Source organism: Aminobacter sp. MDW-2 (genome assembly GCF_014250155.1).
Taxonomy (GTDB): domain Bacteria; phylum Pseudomonadota; class Alphaproteobacteria; order Rhizobiales; family Rhizobiaceae; genus Aminobacter; species Aminobacter ciceronei.
The window spans coordinates 3,100,731-3,124,972 of the sequence record NZ_CP060197.1 but is presented as its reverse complement, the minus strand read 5'-3'; the positions used below and the strand labels follow the sequence as shown (position 1 = coordinate 3,124,972).

The following is a 24,242-nucleotide window of genomic DNA, read 5'->3' as shown; positions in this document are numbered from 1 at the left end:
ACCGGACAGCCGGGATGCACATCCTCACCACCACCTCCGCCTCGCTCGATGACCTGATCGAGCCTGTCGACCTCAGGCAGAAGCCTGCGGATGTGGTGGCGCTGTCCTTCACCGACAGCGATCTAGCCGGCCTCGCCGGCGCCTGGAAGGCGGATGCGGACAACTTGCCATCGATGCGGCTCGCAAGCCTGCGCGACCTCCGCCATCCGATGTCGGTCGATCTCTGGATCGACAGCGTCGCCAGCCACGCCAAGGTCATCCTTGTCCGCATTCTCGGCGGCCACGACTGGTGGCGCTACGGCTGCGACCAGCTTGCCGCGATGGCGCGCGAAAAAGGCATCGCGCTGGCGCTCTTGCCGGGCGAAAGCCACGACGAGGATCTCAGGCTGATCGAGACCTCGACCCTGCCGCGCACCGAACTCGACGCCCTGCTCGGTTATTTCCGCGAGGGCGGCCCGGAGAACATGAAGGCGCTGGTGGCGCGGCTGGCCGGACTGGCGGGTGGCAAGAATGCCATGGCGGCCCCCGTCGCAGTGCCGAAGGCGGGTTTTTATGATCCGGCGCGGGGCATCGTCTGTGATTTAGAAGCCTCTTTTGCCGGATGGACCAGCGCCTCTGCGCAGATGTCCGGCAGGACAGAGGGGGGTGCGCAGGATCACGACATCTCCAGCTCTCCTGCCATCCCCATCCTCTTCTACCGTTCGATGCTGCTCGCCGCCGACGTCGCCCCTATCGACGCGTTGGTCGAGGCACTGAGCGCACAGGGCCTCCGCCCCATTCCGATTTTCGTCTCAAGCCTCAAGGATAAGGCCTCCCTAGCATTCGTCGAAGCAGCCCTGGACCAGCTCGCGCCCACGGCAATCATCACCGCAACCGCCTTCGCCGCCGGCGCCGAACCGGGCACGGAAACGCTGTTCGACCGCGCCCGCGTGCCGGTGTTCCAGGTCATTGTCGCCACCACCCGCCGCGAAGCCTGGGAAGGCAGCCCGCGCGGCCTTGCGCCCGCCGATCTTGCCATGCATGTGGTGATGCCCGAGCTCGACGGTCGAATCCTCGCCGGCGCCATCTCGTTCAAGGCGGAGAGCGAAGTCGACCCAGCCCTCGGTTTCCGCGCCTTCGCCAACCGGCCCGAGTCCGATCGCGTCGAGCAGGTCGCCCGCCGCATAGCCGCCCACCTCAGGCTGCGCCAGACACCGCCCGAAAAGCGCAAGCTGGCGATTCTCGTCCCCGACTATCCCAGCGCCCCCGGTCGCACCGGCTATGCCGTCGGCCTCGACGTGCCATCAAGCGTGCTCGCCATGCTGCACGACCTCAAGGAGGCCGGCTACACAGTTGAATCGATTCCGCAATCGCCGCGCGCATTGCTCGACCTGATCGAGGCTGGTGGGCAAGGGCTGGCGCTCGAAGACTATCTCACGCTTGCCGAAGATCTGCCTGAGGAGGCGAGGAAAGCTGTCGAAGCGGCGTGGGGCTATCCCGAAGCGGAGGCTACAGGCGGAAGTGCGCGCTCTACGTTCCCCCACTTCGCCTTCCGCGCCGCCACCTTCGGCAACGTCACCGTCGCCCTCGCCCCTGACCGCGGCCGTTCGGCCGATCGCCGCGCCGACTATCACAACCCGACGCTGCCGCCGCGCCACGCGCTGCTTGCCTTCGGCCTCTGGCTGCAGAAGTCGCTCGGCATCCACGCCATCGTCCATGTCGGCGCCCATGGCACGCTCGAATGGCTGCCCGGCAAGGCGGTGGCACTGAGCCGGAACTGCTTTCCCGAAATCGTCACCGGCTCGCTGCCGGTGGTCTATCCCTTCATCGTCTCCAATCCCGGCGAGGCGGCCCAGGCCAAGCGTCGCATCGCAGCGATCACGCTTGGCCACCTGCCGCCGCCGCTCGCCGCTGCCGGCCTGGACGAACACCAGCAGAAGCTCGAGCGCCTGGTCGACGAATACGCCCAGGCAGACGGCCTCGACCGTCGTCGCCGCGACCGCCTGGCCAAGCTCATCGTCGAAACGGCGTCGCAGACCGGCCTTGCTGCCGAGGCCGGCGTCGCCGGGACCGACGCGCCCGACGAAGCGCTGCGCCGCATCGACGCCTGGCTCTGCGACCTCAAGGATTTCGCCATCAAGGACGGCCTGCATATCTATGGCCGCGCCGAAGAGAACGAGCCGGACTCAGCGCGCCTTGCCAGCGCAGAAGCCGAGCGGAAAAACCTGATCGCCGCGCTCGACGGCCGCCATATCAAATCCGGCCCAGCAGGCGCTCCGGCACGTGGCCGCACCGACGTCCTGCCGACGGGACGCAACCTGTTCACGTCAGACCCGCGCACAATGCCGACGCCGACGGCCTTCGACCTCGGCAAGGCAGCCAGCGACGAGGTCATGCGCAGCTACCTGCAGAGCCATGGCGAATGGCCGCGTGCGCTCGTCATCGACCTGTGGGGCAGCGCTTCCTTGCGCACCGGCGGTGAGGAGATCGCCCAGGGCCTGGCGCTGATGGGCTGTCGGCCGCAATGGGACGCCGCCACCGGTCGCGTCACCGGCATCGAGGTGCTGCCGCCGGCAGCGATCGGCCGCCCGCGCGTCGATGTCACCTGGCGTATATCAGGCCTGTTTCGCGACATGTTCCCAACCCAGATCGCACTCATCGACGCCGCCGCGCGCGCCGTTGCCACCCGCGACGAAGACGACCACGACAACCCGCTCGCCGCCAGCACGCGCGCCGCGGGCAAGGTCGAGCCACGCATCTTCGGTTCCTCCCCCGGCACCTATGGGGCGGGCCTCGAGGACCTGCTTTCCAGCGGTGACTGGCAAGCGCGCGAGGACCTCGGCCGCGCATATCTCCATGCTGCCTCCCACGCCTACGGGGGCAGCGACGGCGAAGGCGTTTCCGCGCCGGGCGCCTTTGCCGACCGCATCGCCGGGGCCGATCTGCTTGTGCACACCGGCGACGACCCCGGCCGCGACATTCTCGAAGGCTCCGCCGACGTCGCCTTCATCGGCGGCTTCGCAGCAGCGGTCGCAGCCCTCGGCAGGCACGCGGACGTCATCGTGCTCGACACCTCGGATCCGCAGAAGCCGCGACCGCGCTCGGTCACTGAGGCTGTCGGCCGCGTCGTCAGGGCACGCGCCACCAATGCCCGCTTCATTGCCGGCCAGATGCGCCATGGCCCGCGCGGCGCTTCCGAATTCGCCGAGACGGTCGACAGGCTGATCGGTTTTGCCGAGACCACCAACGCCATCCCGGCCGCGCTGATCGAGGCCGTCCACGACGCCTATGTCGGCAACGAGGACGTGCGCGACTTCATGCTGCGCGAAAACCCAGCGGCAGCAAAATTCATCGCCGAGCGTTTTGCCACCGCCCGTCGGCGCGGCTTGTGGCACCCGCTGCGCAACTCCGTCGACGACGATCTCGCTGCCCTCATCGCCGAGGCTGAAGCGCGCGAGGTTGCGGCATGACCGGCTTTTCCCGCCGCGGCGCTTGTCCGGCCCTTTCGGCCCCGATGTCGACCGGCGACGGCCTGTTGGTGCGGCTCAACCCGCTTGCTGGAGAAATCGCGCCCAACGTCTTGATCGGACTCTGTGAATCCGCCGCGCGGCATGGCAACGGCATCGTCGAGGTGACTGCGCGTGGCAGCATCCAGATCAGGGGGCTGACGGCGGAGAGCGCGCGTCTGCTGGCCGAAGAAGTCGATGCGCTCGGCATCGCGGTGCGCACCGGCGTGCCGGTCGACACCAGCCCGCTCGCCGGCATGGACCCGAAGGAGACTGCCGATCCGACATCGCTGGTGGCGGCGATCCAGACAGCCATAGCCGAGGTCGACCTTGCTACGCGGCTCGGCCCGAAGGTGTCCGTCGTCGTCGATGGGCGTGGCCAGATCGGGCTCGGCGCAATCATCGGCGACGTCCGACTGGTGGCAAAGGATGCCGAGCGCTGGCGCTTGTCGGTTGCCGGCGACGAGAGTTCGGCGCGTTTGGTCGGTGAAGTCGATGCCGACGCCGCATGCGCGGTCACGCTCGACATTCTCCAGGCAATTGCGGCACTCGGCCGGCAAGGCCGCGCGCGTGACCTTGGCCCGGAGGTCACAAGAGCTGTCGTTGAAGCATATGAAACGTCTCGCTCCTTCACGCCCCCCTCTGTTGTGCCTGACATCTCCGCCACGGGTAGGAAGATTGGCAGCTCCGCCGGTAGCGCTGATCATGCAGCGTCGTCGATGGGCGGAGGCGGCGATGGCAGCCTGATCTCCCCCTTTGCGGGGGAGATGTCCGGCAGGACAGAGGGGGGTGGGAAGGATCGCTACCCAACTGACTCAAGAACTGAGCACTCCGCCGCAACCGATTCATCGCCCATCGGAATCCTCCCGCTCACAGGCGCCCGGATCGCCCTCGGCATCGCCCTGCCCTTCGGCAGCATCGAGGCCTCGACTCTGGCCAGATTCTGCCAGGCGGCGACAGCCGCGGGCGCCACCGGCATTCGCCCGGCGCCCGGCCGGACCCTGCTCGTCATGGGCCTCGACCGCTCCGCCGCCGCCACGCTCACCACCACCGCCCAATCCCTCAGCCTTGTCACCTCACCCGCCGATCCCCGCATCCGCATCGCCGCCTGCCCCGGCGCGCCGGCCTGCGCTTCGGGCATGATCGCCGCGCGCGACGTCGCCGCCGAAATTGCCCACGAGATCGGCGAAAGCCTCGACCCGACGCTGTCGCTGCATGTCTCCGGCTGCGCCAAGGGCTGCGCCCATCCGGGACCGGCCACGCTCACCATCGTTGGTGACGAAAAGGGTGCTGTATTTGTCGTCGGCGGAACGGCGAAGGGCCTTCCGGCCGCCTACACCGCAGGATATGAAGCCGCGCGCGGCATGGGCCGCCTCACGAAATTGCTCGCCCAAGAGCGCAAGCCGGACGAAAATGCCGCCGCCTGCCTCGCTCGGTTGGGCGCAAAGCGCCTCGCGCAAGCTCTGGCACAGGAATGAACATGGCCGCCTACGACTATATCCATGATGGCATGGCCATCTACGAACGCTCCTTCGCCATCATCCGCTCGGAGGCGGACCTCAAGCGCTTCTCGGAAGACGAGGCCGACGTTGCCGTGCGCATGATCCATGCCTGCGGCCTGGTCGAGGCGGCCGAACATTTCGTCTTCTCCGAAAACGTCGTCGCCGCTGCGCGCGGTGCGCTGAAGGCCGGCGCGCCGATCTTCTGCGACGCCGAAATGGTGGCGCGCGGGGTCACCCGCGCCCGTTTGCCCGCCGACAACGAAGTGATCTGCACACTGCGCGACCCGCGCACATCAGATATCGCCAGGGAGATCGGCAACACCCGATCGGCCGCCGCGATCGACCTCTGGGTCGACAGGCTCGCAGGCTCGGTCGTCGCCATCGGCAACGCGCCGACAGCCCTGTTCTACCTCCTCGAGAGACTGCGCGACGGCGCGCCCAAGCCTGCCGCCATCATCGGCATGCCGGTCGGCTTCGTCGGCGCGGCCGAATCCAAGGACGCCCTGGCAGAGAATTCCTATGGCGTGCCCTACGCCATCGTCCGCGGCCGCCTCGGCGGCAGCGCCATGACGGCCGCTGCCCTCAACTCGCTGGCGAGGCCCGGCGTATGAGCGCTCCCGCTGCAAAGGGTCGCCTCATCGGCGTCGGCACCGGGCCCGGCGATCCCGAACTTTTGACGCTCAAGGCCGTGCGCGCGCTGGCCGAGGCTGACGTGATCGCGCATTTCGCCAAGCGCGGTGCCAATGGCAACGCCCGCACCATCACCGATGCACATTTCCGCGACGACGTGATCGAGCTGCCGCTGATCTATCCGGTCACCATCGAGATCGACAAGGATCACGACGACTACCGCGCTGCCATTACGGGCTTCTACGAGGCGTCGGCGCAAGCGATAGCCGCCCATCTCGATCAGGGCCGTATGGTTGCGATCCTGTCGGAGGGCGACCCGCTGTTCTACGGCTCCTACATGCATCTGCATGTGCGCCTGTCGCATCTCTACCCGACCGAGGTCATCCCCGGCGTCACTGCCATGTCCGGCTGCTGGTCGCAGACGGGCGTGCCGATCGTCCAGGGCGACGACGTGTTGTCGGTACTGCCCGGCACGATGAGCGAGTTCGAGCTGACCCGCCGCCTCGCCGATACCGACGCTGCGGTCATCATGAAGGTCGGCCGCAACCTGCCGAAGATCCGCAAGGCGCTGGACGCGACCGGCAAGCTCGGCCGCGCGCTGTATGTCGAGCGCGGCACCATGCCCAACACCCAACACATGAAGCTGATGGACAAGACAGACGACAACGCGCCCTATTTCGCCATCGTGCTGGTGCCCGGTTGGGCCGGCAAGCCGGGAGCGGACAATTGAGCGGCTCCCTCGTCGTCATCGGCCTCGGCCCCGGCAATCCGGACCAGATCACGCCGGAAGCCAGCCGCGCGGTCGCGGAAGCCAGCCATTTCTTCGGCTACAAGCCCTATCTCGACCGGCTTGAGCTGCGCCCTGACCAGACCCGCGTCGCCTCCGACAACCGCGAGGAGATCTCGCGCTCCAACGCCGCCCTCGATATGGCGGCAAGCGGCCACCACGTTGCTGTTGTCTCGGGGGGCGACCCCGGCGTCTTTGCCATGGCAGCCGCCGTCTGCGAGGCCATCGAGGCCGGCCCGAGGGCATGGCGCGACATCGAGTTGTCGGTCGTTCCAGGCGTCACCGCCATGCTGGCCGTGGCAGCCCGCGTCGGCGCACCGCTCGGCCACGATTTCTGCGCCATCAATCTGTCGGACAATCTCAAACCATGGGATTTGATCGAGCGCCGGCTTGTCGCCGTCGCGCAGGCAGGCTTCGTCATCTCACTCTACAACCCCATCAGCAAGGCCCGTCCCTGGCAGCTCGGCAGCGCGTTGGAAACCCTGCGCAAGCATCTGCCTGCCACGACGCCCGTCATCTTCGGCCGCGCCGCCGGCCGGCCCGACGAGCGCATCGAGATCTTCACGCTTGGCGAAGCAGATGCGGCGAAGGCCGATATGGCGACCTGCGTCGTCATCGGCTCGCCCGAGACGCGCCTGATCGAACGCGACGGCAAGCCCCCGCTGGTCTACACGCCGCGTTTTTCCGCCGGAGCGGCGAAATGATCGACAAGATCGGCCATGGCAGCGACATCAGGTGCGGACGGCACCTCGGGAAGCTGCGGCCGGCGGAAGAGGATCACCTCGATGCCGAGTTGCCGCGCTGCCGCGATCTTGCCGTAGGTCGCCTGCCCGCCGCTGTTCTTGGCGACGATGACGTCGATCCTGTGTGCCTCGAGCAACGCCCGCTCATTCGCTTCGCGAAACGGCCCGCGCGCCAGAATGTAGGTCGCGTCGGCCACGCCGAGCGGCGGCTCTATCGGATCGACGCTGCGAATGACATAGCCGTGCTGGGGGGCTGTCTCGAAGGCCGCGACCTCCTGCCGACCGAGCGCCAGGAACACGCGGCGCGAGCTCTGGCCCAGCGCGGCGACAGCCTGTTCGGCGTCTTCCACCAGCGTCCAGCTGTCACCTTCGACCGGCTCCCAGCCGGGACGGCGCAGGGCGAAGATCGGCACACCCGATATCCGAGCCGCCTCCGCCGCATTGGCCGAGATGCGCGCCGCATAAGGATGCGTGGCGTCGATCAGAAGATCGGTCTTGTGCCCGGCCAGCCAATCGGCCAGCCCCTGCGCGCCGCCGAAGCCACCGGTTCGTACCGGCACCGGCTGCTCGACAGGGTTTTCGGTCCGGCCCGCCAGCGAAAGCAAGATGTCGAGATCGTCACGGGGGGCGAGCCTGGCCGCCAGCTGCCGCGCTTCGGTGGTTCCGCCCAGGATCAGAATACGGTGGGTCATCATGCCTGCTGAACTCGACGCCCCGATGCAAGAATGGCTGACCGTCGTCGGCATCGGCGAGGACGGTGTAGCGGGTCTCGGCGACGAGGCCAAGCGCGCAATATCAGGCGCTGCCTACGTCTTCGGCGGCAAGCGTCATCTGGCGCTGGCAGCAACGCTCATCACGGGCGCGGCTCGCCCATGGCCGACGCCCTTCGACAGCGAAATGCGTGACGTGGTCGCCCTGCGCGGCGAAAATGTCTGCGTGCTGGCTTCGGGCGACCCGTTCCTGCACGGCGTCGGCGCCACCCTTTCCCGCGTCGTGCCGTCAGCGGACATGCGGGTCCTTCCGGCCCCATCTGCTTTCTCGTTGGCCGCCTCGCGGCTGGGCTGGGCGCTGCAGGACATCGAAACGGTTTCGCTCCACGGCCACGCCATCGATCTGATCCGCCCGTTGCTGCAGCCGGGCGCGCGCATCATTGCACTCACCTCGGATGGCGAAGCGCCGGCCCAGATCGCAGCCCTTGTCACCGGCAACGGTTTCGGCGCTTCGCGTTTGACGGTGCTCGAAGCGCTCGGTGGAGAAAGCGAGCGCATCCGCGCCACGACAGCCAGTGGCTTCGACCTCGAAAACATCAATCCGCTCAACGTCCTGGCGCTCGAGCTTGAATCCGGATCGCAGGCACGGATCCTGCCGCTTGCCTCAGGTCTCGCCGACGACTTGTTCGAGCATGACGGCCAGATCACCAAGCGCGAGATCCGCGCGGTCACGCTTTCCACCCTCGCGCCCCGCCGCGGGGAGTTGCTGTGGGATATCGGCGCCGGCTCCGGCTCGATATCCGTCGAATGGATGCTGTGTCACACCTCGCTGCGCGCCATCGCCATCGAGCACAATGCCGAGCGCGCCGAGCGCATCGAGCGCAATGCCGGCGCCTGCGGCGTGCCCGGCCTCACGGTTGTCAGGGGCGCAGCGCCTGACGCGCTGATCGGTCTGCCGACGCCAGACGTCATCTTCATCGGCGGCGGCGGATCGGACGCCGGCGTCTTCGATGCGGCAATCGTAGCACTTCGATCAGGCGGTCGCCTCGTCGCCAACGCCGTCACGCTCGAAATGGAAACATTGCTGCTGTCGCACCATGCCGCGCATGGCGGCGATCTTCTGCGCCTTCAAGTCTCCCGCGCCGCCCCTGTTGGCTCGATGACCGGCTGGCGGCCGGCAATGCCGGTCACACAGTGGAGCTGGGTGAAGCCATGATGGTTGCAGGCATTGGCTGCCGCAAAGGCGCAGCAGGCGAAGACATCCTCTCGGCAATCGAAACCGCGCTCGAGGCGCACGGCCTTGTCGTCACAGCACTTTCGGCGCTGGCCACCGCCAGCCTGAAACGTGACGAGCCCGGTATTCTTGCAGCCGCACGCCGGCTCGACCTGCCGCTGCTCGTCATGGACGACGCGGCACTCGCCGCCGCCGCATCCCGTACGTCCAGCCAGTCGCAAGCCTCATTGGAGGCAGCCGGCACGCCATCCGTATCGGAGGCCGCCGCGCTCGCCGCTGCCGGCGCGGATGCCGCACTGCTTGGCCCGCGCATATCAGTCGGCCCCGCAACCTGCGCCATAGCCACCTCTGGAGCCACAGCTTGACCGTTCACTTCATCGGCGCCGGCCCGGGCGCGGCAGACCTCATCACCGTGCGCGGCAGCCGCCTGCTCGGCTCCTGCCCGGTCTGCCTCTATGCCGGTTCCATCGTTGCGCCGGAGCTTCTGACCTATTGCCGCGCCGACGCCCGGCTGGTCGACACGGCACCGATGTCGCTCGACGAGATCGAGGCGCAATATGTCGCCGCCAACAAGGCCGGGCATGACGTCGCGCGGCTGCATTCGGGTGACCTGTCGGTGTGGAGTGCGGTCGCCGAACAGATCCGGCGACTGGAAAAGCACGGCATTCCCTACACGCTGACCCCCGGCGTACCATCCTTCGCGGCGGCAGCGGCGGCGCTGAAGCGCGAGCTGACGATCCCCGAAGTCGCCCAGAGCCTGGTGCTGACCCGCACCTCCGGCCGCGCCTCGAAGATGCCTCCGGGCGAAACGCTTGCCGGCTTCGGCCGCACCGGCGCCACGCTTGCCGTCCACCTGTCGATCCACGCCATCGACCGCGTCGTGACTGAGCTGACACCGCATTACGGTCCGGATTGCCCCGTGGCGGTCGTCTTCCGCGCCTCCTGGCCGGACGAGCGCATCGTCAGGGCCACGCTGTCGACGATAGCAGCCGAGTTGGCAAAGGACCCTTTCGAGCGCACCGCCATCATCTTCGTCGGCCAGTCGCTGGCAGCGCAAGATTTCCGCGAAAGCTCGCTCTACGACGCTTATTATCAGCGCCGCTTCAGGGGCCGCGACGGGCTATGAGAGGCCGCGAAGGGCGCATGCCCCATCAGCTCTCCCTCGCGGTTGAAGACCAGGATTTCGACCGCGATATCGAGCTTGTCGAAGACGCTTGCCGCCGTGCGCCAGGCCGCAGCAGCGACCGCGTCACCTATGCCGATGCCCGCCTTGTTGGCCTCGATGAAGGCCTCGGCGACGGTGTTCGCGCCCTTGATGCGGGCTTCGAGTCCGGTGTCTGCACCGGCCCCGACGGCGATGGCTGCCAGGCCGTCGAGATCGGCCGAACCGCGGCTCGAATGCAGGTCGAGCAGGCCTTGCGCCAGCTTGGTCATCTTGGCGACGCCGCCGGCAATGGTGACCTTCGCCACCGGGTGGGCGCGAATATATTTCAGCATGCCGCCGACGAAGTCGCCCATGTCGATCAACTGCACCTCGTGAAGACCATGGAATTTCTGCACCGCCAGCTCAGAAGTGTTGCCGGTGGAACCCGCCACATGGTCGAAGCCCATGGCGCGGGCCACGTCGACGCCGCGATGGATGGAGTGGATCCAGGCCGAGCAGGAGTAGGGAATGACGATGCCCGTCGTCCCCAAGATCGAGATGCCGCCCAAGATGCCAAGGCGCGGGTTGAGCGTCTTCAGCGCCATCTCCTCGCCGCCGGCGACGGAAATCTCGACCTCGACATCAGCGCCTTCGCCCAACACCTCGGCCACGACGCCGGCAATCATCTTGCGCGGCACCGGGTTGATCGAGGCTTCGCCGGGCGGAATCGGCAGGCCCGGCCGCGTCACCGTGCCGACGCCCTTGCCCGCCTTGTAGACAAGACCGCTGCCGGCAGCGCCCGGCCGCACCGTGCTCATGACCAGCGCACCATGCGTGACGTCAGGGTCGTCGCCGGCATCCTTGACGATACCGGCCATGGCCAGGCCGTCGCCGCGTTCGTTTCTCGCCAGCGCAAAGGCCACGTTCTGCCCGCCCGGCAGCACGATCTCCACCGGATCGGGAAACGCACCCGCCTTCAATGCCACGCACGCCGCCTTGGTGGCGGCAGTGGCGCAGGCGCCGGTGGTCCAGCCGCGCTTGAGCGGACGATCTTCTTCATTCATGACGCGATCTATAGGCTGGCACAGCCTGTGCGTCATCGGCGAAAGCGACACGCATGACACTCGAAAACGCTATCACGCGTTTGAATTACAAGCAGCACGTGCTCGAACCGGGCCATGTATGGCTGGCCGGCGCCGGCCCCGGCGATCCCGGTCTGCTGACACTCGACGTCCTGTCGGCGCTGGCCCAGGCCGATGCGCTGGTGCATGACGCGCTGGTCTCGCCCGAGATCGTTGCGGTTGCCGAACAGGCGGAAAAATTCTTCGTCGGCAAGCGCGGCGGCCGGCTGTCGATCCCGCAGGGCGACATCAATGCGCTGCTGGTCAGGCTGGCGCGCGAAGGCCGCAAGGTCGTGCGGCTCAAGGGCGGCCATCCCTTCGTCTTCGGGCGTGGTGCCGAAGAAGCGCTGGTGCTGACCCGAGAGAACATTCCCTGGCGCGTGCTCTCGGGCATCACCTCGGCCTTCGGCGGCCTCTCCTCCGCCGGCATTCCAGCCACCATGCGCGGCGTCAACGGCGCGATCATCCTCGCCACCGGCTTTGCCGCCGTCAGCGACGACCGGCCCGACTGGGCAGCGCTTGCCCGCACCGGCCAGCCCATCGTCATCTATATGGGCCTGACACACATGGCCGAGACGGTGACGGAGCTTCTGCGCGGCGGACTGTCGACCGACACGCCTGCAGCCTTTGTCGAGAACGCCTCGACGCCGGAGGAACGCACGGTCACCGCCACGCTCGGCACACTGGTTGCCACCGCCGAGCGCGAAAAGGTCGTCTCGCCGGCCCTCATCGTCGTCGGCGGCATTGTCTCGCTGCGCGCCGAGCTGATTGGACGGAAATGACGGCGCGTGGGCTCATCATCGGCGCCCCACGCTCGGGCTCGGGCAAGACCAGCGTAACGATTGGCCTGCTGCGCGCGCTCGCGCGCCGCGGCATCAAGGTGCGTGGCGCGAAATCGGGACCGGACTACATCGATCCCGGCTTCCACGCTGCCGCAACCGGCCGGCCCGGCGTCAATCTCGACAGCTGGGCCATGGCGCCGTCGCTGCTCAACGCATTGGCCGCCGATGCATCGGCCGAAGCCGAGATGGTGATCCTCGAAAGCGCCATGGGCCTGTTCGACGGCATCCCCGCGGAGACAGGCCGCTCGGGTGCGGCTGCCGATCTCGCCCGTCTCTACGGCCTGCCGGTGCTTCTGGTGCTCGACGTCTCCGGCCAGTCGCAGACAGCGGCGGCCATCGCCAAGGGTTTTGCCACCTACGACCCCGGCGTCCGGATCGCGGGCGTGGTGCTCAACAGGCTCGGCAGCGACCGTCACCGCAAGCTTGCCGGCGACGCCATCGAGGCGCTCGGTCTGCCCGTCGTCGGCGCCATCCTGCGCGACCCGACCTTGTCCATTCCAGAACGCCATCTCGGCCTCGTCCAGGCCGAAGAGCATGCTGACCTCTTCGCCCACATCGAAAAGCTCGCCGACATGGTCGAGCGCTCGCTCGACCTCGATGCCATCGTCGAACTGGCGACGCCGCTGGCGCCAATGCCTGGCGACCAATCCTTCGCCCTGCCGCCGCCCGGACAGCGCATCGCGCTCGCCCAGGATGCCGCCTTCACCTTCCTTTACCCGCACCTCGCCGCCCACTGGCGCGCCATGGGCGCGGAGCTGGTTCCGTTCTCGCCGCTCGCCGACCAGGCGCCCGACGCCACCTGCGACATCTGCTGGCTGCCGGGCGGCTATCCCGAACTCCATGCCGGCCGCCTCGCCGCAGCTGGCACCTTCCTGTCGGGCACCCGCCGTTTTGCCGACACCAAGCCGGTCCATGGCGAGTGCGGTGGCTTCATGGTGCTCGGCGGTTCCATCGAGGACGCCGATGGCGCCACCCACGCAATGCTCGGCCTGCTCGGCCATGCCACCAGCTTCGCCAAGCGCAAGATGAACCTCGGCTACCGCCAGGCCAGACTTTCGGCACCTTGCCCGCTTGGCTCCGAGGGCAGCGTCGTCAGGGGGCACGAGTTCCATTACGCCCAGACGGTTGTTGCAGGCGACGATACGCCACTCGGGCAACTGGCCGATGGCCAGGGCAAGCCGCTCGGCAGCTTCGGCGGCCGGCGCGGCCATGTTACCGGCACCTTCTTCCACGCGATCGCGCGAGGCTGAGACGATGACGCCGGCGACGATCTTCGACGACATCCGCCTCGGCCTCGTCTTCTTCACGCGCCTGCCGCTGCCGCATTTCGAGGTCAGGGATCGTTCGCTCGCCGACGCCATCTGGACTGCGCCGCTCGTCGGCTTCGTCGTGGCGGTCCTGGCCTGGCTCGCCTTCGCTGCCGGACAAGCCCTCGGCCTCGCCGAAGGCCCGACTGCCGCACTGGCCATCGCTGCCGCCATGCTGGTCACCGGTTGCCTGCATGAGGACGGCCTGTCCGACACATCAGACGGTTTCGGCGGCGGACGTACACGCGAGCGCAAGCTCGAGATCATGCGCGACAGCTGCATCGGCAGCTATGGCGCGGCAGCGCTGGCGCTGTCGATCCTGGCGCGCTGGAGCGCGATCGTCGAAATCGAAGACCCCGCCCCTGTTTTCGCCGCCCTCGCCGCCGCTCATGTCGGCTCGCGCGCACTGATCCCCGCCTTCATGCAGAACCTGCCCCAGGCCCGCGCCGACGGCCTTGCCGCCGGCGTCGGCACAGTCGCCGACGGGGCAGTGATCGCCGCCCTCGCCATCGGCGCCGCAGGCCTGCTGTTCCTCGGGCTCAGCGGCGCGGTCGTCGCGGCGTTGTGCCTCGCCCTCCTCTTCTTCGCCTTCAGAAAGCTCTGCCTCGCCCAGATCGGCGGCCAGAGCGGCGACACCATCGGCGCTCTGCAGCAAATGGCCGAAATCGCCCTGCTGTTTGTCGCATCCGCCATCCTTGCTTGATTCTGTTTTGGAGTATTCACTGCCATGGCCTTCAAATCGCTCAATGAATTGCGCCAAGCTTGCCTCGACCTGCCGGCCGGCAGCGACGCCGCAGCGGATGCCGTCGCCCGCCGCCAGGACACGCTGACCAAGCCGCGCGGCAGCCTCGGCAAGCTCGAACAGATCGCCGCCTGGCTCGGCCGCTGGCAGGGCCGCGAGATGCCGAGGCTCGACGAGGTCAAGGTCATCGTCTTCGCCGGCAACCATGGCGTCACCGCCCAGGGCGTGTCGGCCTATCCGTCGGAGGTGACGGTACAGATGGTCGCCAACTTCGCCGGCGGCGGCGCTGCCATCAACCAACTCGCCCGCCTTGCCGGCGCCGAACTCGCGGTCATCCCGCTCGAGCTCGATCGCCCCACGGGTGACTTCACCCAGACGGCGGCCATGGACGAAGCCGATTTCCTCGCCGCCGTCTCGACCGGCTATGACGCGGTGACGCCTGATCTCGATCTCGTCTGCTTCGGCGAAATGGGCATCGGCAACACCACACCCGCCGCGGCCATCGCCGCAGGCCTGTTCGGCGGCACCGGCCGCCAGTGGGCCGGCCGCGGCACGGGCGTCGACGATAGTGGCCTGGCCCGCAAGTTCGCCGCCATCGATGCCGGCCTCGCCCGTCATGCCGCCACGCTCGCCGATCCGCTGGCTGTCGCCGCCAATCTCGGCGGCCGCGAACTCGCCGCCATCCTCGGCGCCACGCTGGCCGCGCGCCACCACAACGTGCCCGTCCTGCTCGACGGCTTCGTCGTCACGGCAGCAGCTGCCCCCTTGGCAAAACTCCACCCAGAAGGCCTTGCCCACACGCTGTCGGCCCATGTCTCCGCCGAGGCAGGCCATCGCCAGCTGCTCGAAACCCTGAAGCTCGCGCCGCTGCTCGACATGGGGATGCGGCTCGGCGAAGGTTCGGGCGCCTGCGTGGCCGTCAATCTCGTCCGTTCGGCGCTGGAATGCCACGCCAGAATGGCAAGCTTCGCCGAGGCCGGTGTCACCGAAAAATAGTTAGGCATTCCGCAGGAAGGCGGTCGCACATCTCAAGCCTAGAAATCGATTTCTTCGTTTGACAAAAGGATAGAAGAAAATTCTTCATACAAGCGCAGAGGCAATCCACCTCTGCCTCTACCTGAAACAGGCCCGCAGCTATGTTGCGGCAAAGTTTAGCCATTTGCCGCTTGTCTCAGGAGAATGCCCCCATGAAACGTTTCCTTCTTGTCGGCGTAGCACTTGCCGCCATGCTCGCCGGCCCACTGCAGGCGTCTGCCGCCGACAAGCTGCTCAACGCGTCTTACGACGTCGCCCGCGAACTGTTCGCTGCCGAGAATGCCGCCTTCATCGCCAAGAATCCGGGTGTCACGGTCGACCAGTCGCATGCCGGCACCTCCAAGCAGGCACGCGCCATCGTCGAAGGACTTGAAGCCGACGTCGTCACCTTCAACCAGGTCACCGACATCGAATTCCTGGTCAAGAACGGCTTTGTATCAGACGACTGGAAGAAGGATTTCGCCAACCAAGCCTCGCCCTTCTATTCGCTGCCGTCCTTCCTCGTCCGCGCCGGCAACCCCAAGGGCATCAAGGACTGGTCCGACCTGGTCCGCGACGACGTGAAGGTCGTCTTCCCCAATCCGAAGACCTCGGGCAATGCGCGCTATACCTATCTGGCGGCAACCGCCTACGCCAAGGAAGCATTCAAGGGTGACGAGGCCAAGGTCAAGGAGTTCGTGACCAAGCTGTTCGACAACGTGCCGGTGTTCGACACCGGCGGCCGCGCCGCCACACCACCTTCGTCGAGCGCAACATCGGCGACGTGCTGATCACCTTCGAGGCCGAGACCCGCTCGATCGCCAAGGAATATGGTTCCGACAAGGTCGAGAGCGTCATCCCCTCGGTCAGCCTGCTCGCCGAATTCCCCGTCGCCATCGTCGACAAGGTCGTCGACAAGCGCGGCTCGCGCGATCTGGCAAAGTCCTATCTCGATTTCCTCTACACGCCGGAAGGCCAGCGCATTGCCGCCCAACACGGCAACCGTGTCCACGAGCCTTCGGTCGCCACCGAATTCAAGGAGCAGTTCCCCGATGTTCGCCTGGTCACTGTGGAAGATGTCTTTGGCGGCTGGGACAAGGTCCAGAAGGAACATTTCGGTTCCGGCGGCCTGCTTGAAGAGATTTACGGCGAGCGTTGACCTCAGTGCATGACCCCGGAAATCAATATCGATTTTCGGAAGAGGATCATGCACAACTCAGACTGCTACGGGGTCCTTTGCGCGTCCAACAAGGACGCGCGGCACCGTCGTCGTTATCGTGGAGAATTGGAGAGCCGGCCATGCCGGCTTTCCGCATTGTTGTATCCGGGAAGGCATTTCAGTGGCGCGCCGCATTCTGCCGGGGTTTCCCCTGGCACTGGGGATAACCCTCGTCTACGTCTCGATCATCGTCGTGCTGCCGCTCGGCGCGCTGGTGTTCAAGGCGGCCAGCCTCGGCTTCGAGGACTACTGGCGCATCGTCTCGTCGCCGCGCGCGGTCGCCAGCTACCGGGTCACGGCCCTTTCGGCGCTCGCTGCCACTGCCTTCAACCTCGTCTTCGGCATGGCGCTGGCGTGGGTGCTGGTGCGCTACCGTTTTCCCGGCCGCCGCTTCATCGACGCGCTCGTCGACCTGCCCTTTGCACTGCCGACGGCGGTCGCCGGCATCGCCTTGACGACATTGTTCGCCGAAAACGGCTGGTTTGGACAGGCGCTTGCCCAGGCCGGCATCAAGGTTGCTTACACCCCGCTCGGCATCATGGTCGCCATGGCCTTCACCAGCCTGCCCTTCATCGTGCGCACCGTGCAGCCGGTACTGGAAGACCTCGACCCCGCACTTGAGGAAGCGGCCCAGACGCTCGGCGGCAGCGACCGGTCGATCTTCCTGCGCGTTATACTGCCGCTGCTGGCGCCCGCGCTGCTGGCCGGCCTGTCCTTGTCCTTTGCCCGCAGCTTGGGCGAGTTCGGCGCCATCATCTTTATCGCCGGCAACCAGCCGATGTCGACCGAGATCACGGCGTTGCTCGCGTTCATCCGGCTCGAGGAATACGACTACCAGGCCGCTGCGGCGATCGCCTCGGTGCTGCTCATCACAGCCTTCCTAATGCTCGCCATCACCAACATCCTGCAGGCACGTGCCCTGCGCTACACGGCGAGGGGCTGAGATGAGCAATTCCGTCAAGGGCCGCCCGTCCCGCGTCGGCGACGCGCCGGCCTTCCGCCGCGCGCTCATCGGCATCGTGCTGACGCTGGTCGCCATCGTCATCGTCGCGCCGCTGGTCGTCATCGGCTACCAGGCCTTCTCGCAAGGTATCGCGGTCTATGCCGCCGCGATCGCCCATCCCGACACGCTGCACGCCATCGGCCTGACTGTGGTCACCGCGCTCATCGCCGTGCCCATCAACACCGCCTTCGGCGTTGCCGCCGCCTGGGCAATTACAAAGTTCGATTTCCGGGGACGCCGCTTCCTGCTGGTGGTGATCGAAATCCCGTTCTCCATCTCGCCCATCGTCGCGGGCGTCGCCTATCTCTTCGTCTACGGCCTGCAGGGCCTGTTCGGCCCGGCGCTGGAGCAGGCTGACATCAAGATCCTGTTCGCCCTGCCCGGTATCGTGCTCGCCTCGATGTTCGTCACCGCTCCCTTCGTCGCCCGTGAGCTGATCCCGCTGATGCAGGCGCAAGGGCGCGATCTGGAAGAAGCCGCGACATCGCTCGGCGCGTCGGGCTGGCGTACCTTCTTCTCGGTCACCCTGCCCAACATCCGCTGGGCGCTGCTCTATGGCGTGGTGCTGTGCAATGCGCGCGTCATGGGTGAGTTCGGCGCCGTGTCGGTGGTGTCAGGCAATATCCGCGGCCAGACCAACACGCTGCCGCTGCATATCGAACTGCTCTACCACGACTACCAGACCGCGGGCGCCTTCGCCGCGGCCTCGATCCTGGCCCTGCTCGCCGTCGTCACCCTCGCTGCCAAGGTGCTGCTCGAGCGCCAAGGCGCCGGCCGCGCCCGTCGTCGCCCCGCGCTTGCAGCCCCCGTAGCCACACCCAAGACCGCTTCCGCTGAGGTTCCGTCATGAAAATCCGCCTCGACAACGTCGTGAAGACCTTCGAGACCTTCCGCGCCGTCCATGGCGTCTCGCTTGAAATCGAGAGCGGCGAACTGGTGGCCCTGCTCGGACCTTCCGGCTCGGGCAAGACCACCATCCTGCGCATGGTCGCCGGCCTCGAATATGCCGACGCCGGCCACATCTATTTCGGCGCCGAGGATGCCACCGACATTCCGGTGCGCGACCGTGGCGTCGGTTTCGTCTTCCAGCACTATGCGCTGTTCCCGCATATGACGGTTGCCGAGAATATCGCCTTCGGCATGAAGGTCTCGAAGCAGCGCCGCGACAAGACTGCCATCGATGCTCGCGTCGCCGACCTGCTGCGCCTCGTCCAGCTCGAAGGCCTGGCCGAACGTTTCCCCGGCCAGATTTCAGGCGGACAGCGCCAGCGCGTCGCCCTTGCGCGAGCGCTCGCCGTCGATCCCAAGGTACTCTTGCTCGACGAACCTTTCGGTGCGCTTGACGCCAATGTCCGCCGCGACCTGCGCCGCTGGCTGCGCGAGATCCATCAGGAGCTCGGCATCACCACTTTGTTCGTCACCCACGACCAGGAGGAAGCGCTCGACCTCGCCGACCGCGTCGTCATCCTCGACAAGGGCCAGATCGTCCAGCAGGGCACGCCCGAAGAGGTCTGCCGCAACCCCGCATCCGCCTTCGTCATGAATTTCCTCGGTGACACCAACCGCATTTCCGCAGCCGTGGCCGGCGGCATAGCCCGCCTTGGCGAGGCACAGATCCCCGCCCCCGGCTTTGCTGACGGCCCGGTCGAAATCTTCCTGCGCCCGAGCGATCTCGGCTGGAGCAGCAGCGGCGCCGGCATCCCCGCAACCGTCGCCCGCGTCATCGACCGGCCTGCCGGACGGCGCATTCTGGCGCTGACGGCAACGGGCGAAGCCGTCGAACTCGACGTCGCGCCTGAAACCCAGGTCAGTGCCCGCGAGCAGGGCATCATCACCATCGAACGCGCCAGGGTATATGCGGCAGGCTGATTCTGCCGCGAATAGGGTCAAAACCCGCAAAACTTACGGAAAATCAACGCGTTTCGGCTTGTATATCAAGTCTGTGGAATTTATCTCTGGTGAAGGCCGGAATGCGATGGGGACGAATCGTTATCCTCGGCAAGCAACCTCACGCTGCGACTGGCAGCAGGAAGCCGATGACACGCGTTCGCCATGCTGACTAAAAAAGGCAAATACGGCCTCAAGGCCCTCGTTCACCTATCCCAACTGCCTGCCGGCCAGCTCGCTTTCGTCGGCGACATCGCGACCACCAACAAGATACCGAAAAAATTCCTCGACGCGATCCTAGGCGAACTCCGCAACGCCGGTTTCGTCCAGAGTCGTAAGGGCAAGGACGGCGGCTACCGCCTCGCCAAGCCTGCCGCCGAGATCAAGATCGGCCATGTCGTGCGTGTGCTCGACGGCCCGCTGGCACCGATCCCTTGCGCCAGCCGGACCCAGTACCAGCCCTGCGACGACTGCGACGAGGCGACCTGCCAGATCAGGCACATGATGCTCGAAGTTCGCCAGGCGATTGCCGGCGTGCTCGACAATCGCAGCCTCGCGCAGGTGCGCGACGCTGCCAATGACGACATTCTGAGCGACGCCCTGAACCACGCCTGACCGTGCCGGTCAGACAATGCGGCGCAGCACCACCGGCCGCTTGCGCAAATGGGTCGGCGCGGGATCATGGCGGCGAAATGCCTTGCGCAATGCCGGTATGACCTGACGCCCGAAGGCCTCAACCGCATCGGCATCGTCGAGCCCGTGGACGATGAAATCGCTCACTCCGAGTTCGACAAAGCCAGCCAGCACAGAAACGACGTGCTCCGGTTCACCCGTCAGCTGCCAATCCTGCTGCCCGCCCTCGCCAGCTTGCACATGCCCGACATGCACCGGCAAGGAGAAGCGGATGCGCTGGGCCCGACCGAACGGTTCGGCAGCAACCCTCACGCGTTCGATCAGCCGCAACGTGTCGTCGAAGCCACCCACCGGCAGCTCGAACCTGTCGGCGTGCCGGCCCGCGATCTTGAGCGCCGTGCCAGACAATCCGCCGAGTTGCAGCCGGATCACTGCGCCTTCGGCTGCCTTCATCGGCACGAAACCGCCATGGATGCGGTAGAACAGGCCCTCATGGTCGAAGGGCTGCGCATTGCTCCACAGCCGCTTGAGCAGCATCAGATATTCGTCGGTGCGCCCCAGCGTGGCGACGAGACCGCTGTCGTCATTGATCTCGCGCAGGTCGCGGCTTGGCGGCACCCGCAATGCCAGCCGGCCAGAGCCGATCTGGTCGAAGGCCGCAAACTGCCGGGCAGCCATCACCGGCGCCACGATTCCAGGCCAATGCGAGACGAGCACACCGATCGACTGCGTGCTGCGCAGCGCAAGCGACGCCAGGTCCATATTGGCAAGCAGGCCGCCCATGTCGTCGATGAGAACGCAGTCGAAGCCCGCCCTTTCGAGCTGGCGCAGCCTCTGCACGGCAACCGCCGTGTCTGAAAAGAAGGAAGAGTGAAGTTCGTCCTTGTCGGCAACGCCGCCCGGGCAATGGGTGAAGTCGATCTGCATCGCAAACTCCTTCATCTTGTCAGGAACAGTTATTGGCGCCGCCCGCCGGTTCACGCGCTACTCTGGAAAACCTTCTTCAGTTGGGTTGAGATGATATAGCGCGCCCGCCTCCGGGCACGGGGTGGCCCTAGTGGACCAGACCGACGACGACGGCCGCGGTAAAGCCGAACGACACCGTGAAGAACAGATACGACGCGATCTGCGCAATGCTGGCAGGGCTGCCGGCCGCAGCTGCCGTCTCGCCGACGCGGCTGTTCGAGAGATACTGGGTCTGTGCCATCGCAATCTCCATCATGCCGTTAGTCTATAAAATTAATAGACTTTGTCGATCGCTAATTTTGGCGAGATTGTGGAACGGCTTTGCCCTGCCACAGCTGGGCGGGAGCAATTTTTCTCTTGCGAGAATGATCTGCCGACTACCGGTTGAGCGCTGAAGCGCCGCTGCGGCAGGACGCATGAACTCAAAAACATCATTACATAACAGATGGATAGCCGAAATCCAGTCGCCAAAAGATTACAGTTTTGGGCCGAATTCGACGACAGGAGGGAGGCAAAAAAAAATGTCCCGAAGGCACTGTTGGCGCCTTCGGGACCGGACGAAATACGGCTAGCCGGCTCAGTAATAGCCGCGCGGGCATTCTGCCAGATAGGTGCGACCATAGCGGTCGCGATAGCGGCAGCGGTTCGGCTCGTTGGCCCGGCCGATCAGGGCGCCGGCAACGGCACCGACGGCGCCACCGACGAGCGCGCCTTCAGCCCGGTTTCCGGGTGCGGCAACGGCACTGCCGATCGCCGCGCCGCCAAGACCGCCAATGGCTGCACCCTGTTCGGTCTGCGAGCAGGCTGCCAGCGGCACCAGAAGTGCAAGACTCAATACGAGTTTCATCATCACCAATAACTCCCGAAAATGTGTCCCCGCCTCGCCTACAATGCGCGGCGGCGAAAAACGATCCATCGCGCCTCTCCAGCGCGTGGACCACTAAGTCCCTTCAACCCAAGGCATGCCAAGGCAATCGGGCAGCATTCGGGCAGCTCCGATCCGCAACTGCCGCGATGAACCGGCTTCGAAACGAGCCGCTTCCAGCCCGTCGAATTACGCTGACCTATGCCGTCTTGCTCTTCCGCCCCGCCTGTGACGGACGCCGGACCTTCCGTTTGGCGGCCTTGAGCGGTACCGCGGGCGCGTCAGTCAGGGCGCCGATGGTGGCGCCGGCCATGTTGAACGCCGCAAAGTCGGCGTTGAGGTCGCCGGCAAGCTTGTCGGCATCCCCGGCAGCACCGTCGGTCCACAGCACCACCCCTACCCTGAGCGATGGCTTGGCACGTTTCAGACGCCGCACCAGAAAGCGGCCATGGTGAAGCGAATCGGCATTCAGGAAGCCGATCACGGCTGTATGCACGCCTTCGAGCGGCAGGCTTCTGATGCTGGACGGTTCGACATCGGCATGGTTCGCCGTGGCAACAGTCGCGCCCTGCACCGTCAGCACCTGCGCCAGCATGGCCGCGGCCGCGTTGTCGAGCTCGCCGCGCCCGCCAATGCACAGCACCGCCTTCCCCGCACCGTCGGGCAGTTCGTCGGCCGGCTCGCCATCGTCCTGCGTCACATCCTCGGGCGCGTCGTCCTCTTCATCCGCTTCTTCGCCGGCGATTTCGTTCAAGTTGGCCACCAGCACCACGGCACTGGCGGCGACGCGCGTCCGCTGCTCGTCGGTCAGGGCACCGCGCGCCCGGTCGAATTCGCCAAGCAGCAGGGCCGGAATGGCGACATTGCCGTAGAAGTCGACGAGATATTCAGTCTCGAGCATCTCTTCGGCGTGATCAGTCGCCTCATCAGGATCTCCTGCCAGAAGGCGCTGGTATAGCCGCTCCTTGGGGTCGAGCACCGGTTCGTTGCCGAACAGAACTTCAAGGAACTCGAACTGTGGCACGTGTTTTCCGAGCACCACCAGGCAGACGGTCAGCGGCGTCGACAGGACCAGTCCGACCGGTCCCCACAACCAGGTCCAGAAGATCGCGGCGACGATGATGGCGAGCGGCGAAAGGCCGGTTCTCGAGCCATACAGCCAGGGCTCGAGCACATTGTTGATGACCAGTTCCATGGCGATGAACAGTGCCGCGGCCCACAGCACGAGCGACCAACCGGGGGCAACCGCAATCGCCAGGAACAGCGGCAGGATCATTGCGATCGCCGGCCCGATATAGGGCACGAAGCGCAGCACGATGGCGAGCAGGCCCCACAGAATCGCATTCGGAATGCCGAGCAGCCAGAGGCCCATTCCAATCGGAACGCCATAGGCGACATTCACCACCAACTGCATCAAAAGGTACTGACCGACCCTTCGCCCGGCATCCTGCAGCGCTTCGGTCGTCCGGTGCAGGTCGCCATAACCGACGAGGCGAATGAACCGGTCGCGCAAATCCTCGCGCTCCAGCAGCATGAAGATGACGACGACGATGACGAGGCCAGCCGTCGCCAGCGGTCCGATCAGCGGCGTGATCAGGTTCATAAGCGTTTCGATCGGCTTTTGCGGTGTGAAGATCTCGACCAGCAGCGGGTCCGGCCGGGATGGATGGGCCGCGGGCGCGAGATTGTCTTCCGGCTTATCGATCTCCTGGCCAACGCGCTCGATGACCCCGCTCAGCCTGTCGATGATCCCCTCTCCGCTGCCGCTTTCCTTGAGCGCGCGCACCTTGTTGAGGATGTTCGACTGATAGGTCGGTACGTTCTGCGCGACCTCGCCGATCTGCGAAACCACCACGAAGCTGAACACCGCGACCACGCCGAAGGCGGCCAGCACGCAGGCAATCACCGAAACCAGCCTGGGAACACCGAACCGCCTGAGCCAGCTGGCGATCGGCGCAAGCGCGAAGGTCAACAGCACCGCGATCGCAAGCGGCAGGAACACATCGCGGGCAAAATACAGGATCGCAACGACAGCTGCTGTGGCCGCGAACGGCGGCAGCGCCGTCCTGGACTGCGGCTGAAGCAACGGTGGCTGTCCAGAACCGAGGCCTCGAGTTTTCGGAATTGCCTCCACCACCTGCAACCTCCTGGCCCTGAAACCGCTTCGCGCTGATGACGAGCAACCATTCGTGACAGGAGACGTCACGAGCACGCTGTCATGTCGTGCCGCATAGTCGCGGCAGATGGGCCGCATTTGCAATGGCCCGCAAGTCTGCCGCCAGAAGAAGCGCCGGCCATCAGCGGAACGTTCATGCCAAGGGCGCAAGTGCCTGCGAGGGGCGGAGCTCGGATCGCCGGGGCAAATGCTCAGGTCGGAGCGAAACGTGCTTGCCAACTGGCTGCCCCGC

At 66.2% G+C, this 24,242-nt stretch carries 22 protein-coding genes and 1 pseudogene; 17 read left to right on the top strand and 6 right to left on the bottom strand.

The window, feature by feature from the left end; translation table 11 throughout:
• Nucleotides 1-14 precede the first annotated feature (14 nt).
• The 5 genes from cobN to H5P29_RS15255 are packed head-to-tail and all read left to right on the top strand — an operon-like array spanning nucleotide 15 to nucleotide 7,108.
• A complete protein-coding gene (gene cobN / locus H5P29_RS15275) occupies nucleotides 15-3,449 on the top strand; it encodes a cobaltochelatase subunit CobN (protein WP_154383883.1) in 3,435 nt (1,144 codons plus the stop codon).
• Nucleotides 3,446-4,963, top strand: a complete 1,518-nt coding sequence (cobG, locus tag H5P29_RS15270) for a precorrin-3B synthase (RefSeq protein ID WP_154383882.1) — start codon at nucleotides 3,446-3,448, stop codon at nucleotides 4,961-4,963. The genes cobN and cobG overlap by 4 nt, the downstream gene beginning before the upstream one ends.
• 2 nt (nucleotides 4,964-4,965) lie before the next feature.
• Nucleotides 4,966-5,598, top strand: coding sequence for a precorrin-8X methylmutase (locus tag H5P29_RS15265; protein ID WP_154383881.1), 633 nt, complete (start codon nucleotides 4,966-4,968; stop codon nucleotides 5,596-5,598).
• Complete coding sequence (locus H5P29_RS15260; RefSeq protein ID WP_154383880.1) at nucleotides 5,595-6,347, top strand: precorrin-2 C(20)-methyltransferase; 753 nt, start codon at nucleotides 5,595-5,597, stop codon at nucleotides 6,345-6,347. The genes H5P29_RS15265 and H5P29_RS15260 overlap by 4 nt, the downstream gene beginning before the upstream one ends.
• Complete coding sequence (locus tag H5P29_RS15255; protein ID WP_154383879.1) at nucleotides 6,344-7,108, top strand: precorrin-3B C(17)-methyltransferase; 765 nt, start codon at nucleotides 6,344-6,346, stop codon at nucleotides 7,106-7,108. The genes H5P29_RS15260 and H5P29_RS15255 overlap by 4 nt, the downstream gene beginning before the upstream one ends.
• Here the strand turns inward: H5P29_RS15255 and H5P29_RS15250 are convergent.
• Nucleotides 7,072-7,842 (bottom strand): cobalt-precorrin-6A reductase, encoded by a 771-nt coding sequence (locus H5P29_RS15250; RefSeq protein WP_154383878.1) that lies wholly within the window; start codon nucleotides 7,840-7,842, stop codon nucleotides 7,072-7,074. The two genes, H5P29_RS15255 and H5P29_RS15250, sit on opposite strands and share 37 nt — an antisense overlap.
• Between H5P29_RS15250 and cbiE the strand changes: the two genes are divergently transcribed.
• The 3 genes from cbiE to cobM are packed head-to-tail and all read left to right on the top strand — an operon-like array spanning nucleotide 7,841 to nucleotide 10,217.
• Entirely contained in the window at nucleotides 7,841-9,073 is a 1,233-nt protein-coding gene (gene cbiE, locus H5P29_RS15245; RefSeq protein ID WP_154383877.1) for a precorrin-6y C5,15-methyltransferase (decarboxylating) subunit CbiE, read from the top strand. The two genes, H5P29_RS15250 and cbiE, sit on opposite strands and share 2 nt — an antisense overlap.
• Entirely contained in the window at nucleotides 9,070-9,456 is a 387-nt protein-coding gene (locus tag H5P29_RS15240; RefSeq protein WP_067960673.1) for a cobalamin biosynthesis protein, read from the top strand. The genes cbiE and H5P29_RS15240 overlap by 4 nt, the downstream gene beginning before the upstream one ends.
• The gene (gene cobM, locus H5P29_RS15235; RefSeq protein ID WP_154383876.1) at nucleotides 9,453-10,217 is read left to right on the top strand and encodes a precorrin-4 C(11)-methyltransferase; all 765 of its coding nucleotides are present in this window, start codon (nucleotides 9,453-9,455) and stop codon (nucleotides 10,215-10,217) included. The genes H5P29_RS15240 and cobM overlap by 4 nt, the downstream gene beginning before the upstream one ends.
• On the opposite strand, the gene H5P29_RS15230 is transcribed toward cobM, so the two are convergent.
• The gene (locus tag H5P29_RS15230; RefSeq protein WP_246670673.1) at nucleotides 10,184-11,299 is read right to left on the bottom strand and encodes a cobalt-precorrin-5B (C(1))-methyltransferase; all 1,116 of its coding nucleotides are present in this window, start codon (nucleotides 11,297-11,299) and stop codon (nucleotides 10,184-10,186) included. The two genes, cobM and H5P29_RS15230, sit on opposite strands and share 34 nt — an antisense overlap.
• Before the next feature lie 53 nt (nucleotides 11,300-11,352).
• Here H5P29_RS15230 and cobA point away from each other — a divergent pair, with 53 nt between their 5' ends.
• From cobA to H5P29_RS15185, 9 genes and pseudogenes are all read left to right on the top strand, one after another.
• Nucleotides 11,353-12,138: a uroporphyrinogen-III C-methyltransferase gene (cobA, locus tag H5P29_RS15225; protein WP_067960668.1), complete on the top strand. Its 786-nt coding sequence runs from the start codon at nucleotides 11,353-11,355 to the stop codon at nucleotides 12,136-12,138.
• On the top strand, nucleotides 12,135-13,448 hold the full coding sequence (locus tag H5P29_RS15220) for a cobyrinate a,c-diamide synthase (protein ID WP_154383875.1): 1,314 nt from the start codon (nucleotides 12,135-12,137) through the stop codon (nucleotides 13,446-13,448). The genes cobA and H5P29_RS15220 overlap by 4 nt, the downstream gene beginning before the upstream one ends.
• A gap of 4 nt (nucleotides 13,449-13,452) precedes the next feature.
• Nucleotides 13,453-14,208, top strand: coding sequence for an adenosylcobinamide-GDP ribazoletransferase (locus tag H5P29_RS15215; protein ID WP_154383874.1), 756 nt, complete (start codon nucleotides 13,453-13,455; stop codon nucleotides 14,206-14,208).
• A 24-nt stretch (nucleotides 14,209-14,232) separates the two neighbouring features.
• Nucleotides 14,233-15,243 (top strand): nicotinate-nucleotide--dimethylbenzimidazole phosphoribosyltransferase, encoded by a 1,011-nt coding sequence (gene cobT, locus H5P29_RS15210; protein WP_154383873.1) that lies wholly within the window; start codon nucleotides 14,233-14,235, stop codon nucleotides 15,241-15,243.
• A gap of 191 nt (nucleotides 15,244-15,434) precedes the next feature.
• Nucleotides 15,435-16,420, top strand: a pseudogene (gene cysP / locus H5P29_RS15205) (thiosulfate ABC transporter substrate-binding protein CysP).
• 181 nt (nucleotides 16,421-16,601) lie between these two features.
• The gene (gene cysT / locus H5P29_RS15200; RefSeq protein ID WP_115731505.1) at nucleotides 16,602-17,423 is read left to right on the top strand and encodes a sulfate ABC transporter permease subunit CysT; all 822 of its coding nucleotides are present in this window, start codon (nucleotides 16,602-16,604) and stop codon (nucleotides 17,421-17,423) included.
• A 1-nt stretch (nucleotide 17,424) separates the two neighbouring features.
• Nucleotides 17,425-18,333, top strand: a complete 909-nt coding sequence (gene cysW, locus H5P29_RS15195; protein ID WP_154383872.1) for a sulfate ABC transporter permease subunit CysW — start codon at nucleotides 17,425-17,427, stop codon at nucleotides 18,331-18,333.
• The gene (locus tag H5P29_RS15190) at nucleotides 18,330-19,352 is read left to right on the top strand and encodes a sulfate/molybdate ABC transporter ATP-binding protein (protein WP_067960650.1); all 1,023 of its coding nucleotides are present in this window, start codon (nucleotides 18,330-18,332) and stop codon (nucleotides 19,350-19,352) included. Before cysW ends, H5P29_RS15190 begins: the two co-directional genes overlap by 4 nt.
• A gap of 183 nt (nucleotides 19,353-19,535) precedes the next feature.
• A complete protein-coding gene (locus tag H5P29_RS15185) occupies nucleotides 19,536-19,985 on the top strand; it encodes an Rrf2 family transcriptional regulator (protein WP_067960647.1) in 450 nt (149 codons plus the stop codon).
• Between the two features lie 9 nt (nucleotides 19,986-19,994).
• On the opposite strand, the gene H5P29_RS15180 is transcribed toward H5P29_RS15185, so the two are convergent.
• From H5P29_RS15180 to H5P29_RS15165, 4 genes are all read right to left on the bottom strand, one after another.
• On the bottom strand, nucleotides 19,995-20,930 hold the full coding sequence (locus H5P29_RS15180) for an LLM class flavin-dependent oxidoreductase (RefSeq protein ID WP_185910103.1): 936 nt from the start codon (nucleotides 20,928-20,930) through the stop codon (nucleotides 19,995-19,997).
• Nucleotides 20,931-21,057: 127 nt separating this feature from the next.
• On the bottom strand, nucleotides 21,058-21,210 hold the full coding sequence (locus H5P29_RS15175) for a hypothetical protein (protein WP_154383870.1): 153 nt from the start codon (nucleotides 21,208-21,210) through the stop codon (nucleotides 21,058-21,060).
• A gap of 336 nt (nucleotides 21,211-21,546) precedes the next feature.
• Nucleotides 21,547-21,819 (bottom strand): glycine zipper domain-containing protein, encoded by a 273-nt coding sequence (locus H5P29_RS15170; protein ID WP_067960641.1) that lies wholly within the window; start codon nucleotides 21,817-21,819, stop codon nucleotides 21,547-21,549.
• A gap of 214 nt (nucleotides 21,820-22,033) precedes the next feature.
• Nucleotides 22,034-24,088, bottom strand: coding sequence for an AI-2E family transporter (locus tag H5P29_RS15165; protein WP_154383869.1), 2,055 nt, complete (start codon nucleotides 24,086-24,088; stop codon nucleotides 22,034-22,036).
• Between the last annotated feature and the right edge of the window lie 154 nt (nucleotides 24,089-24,242).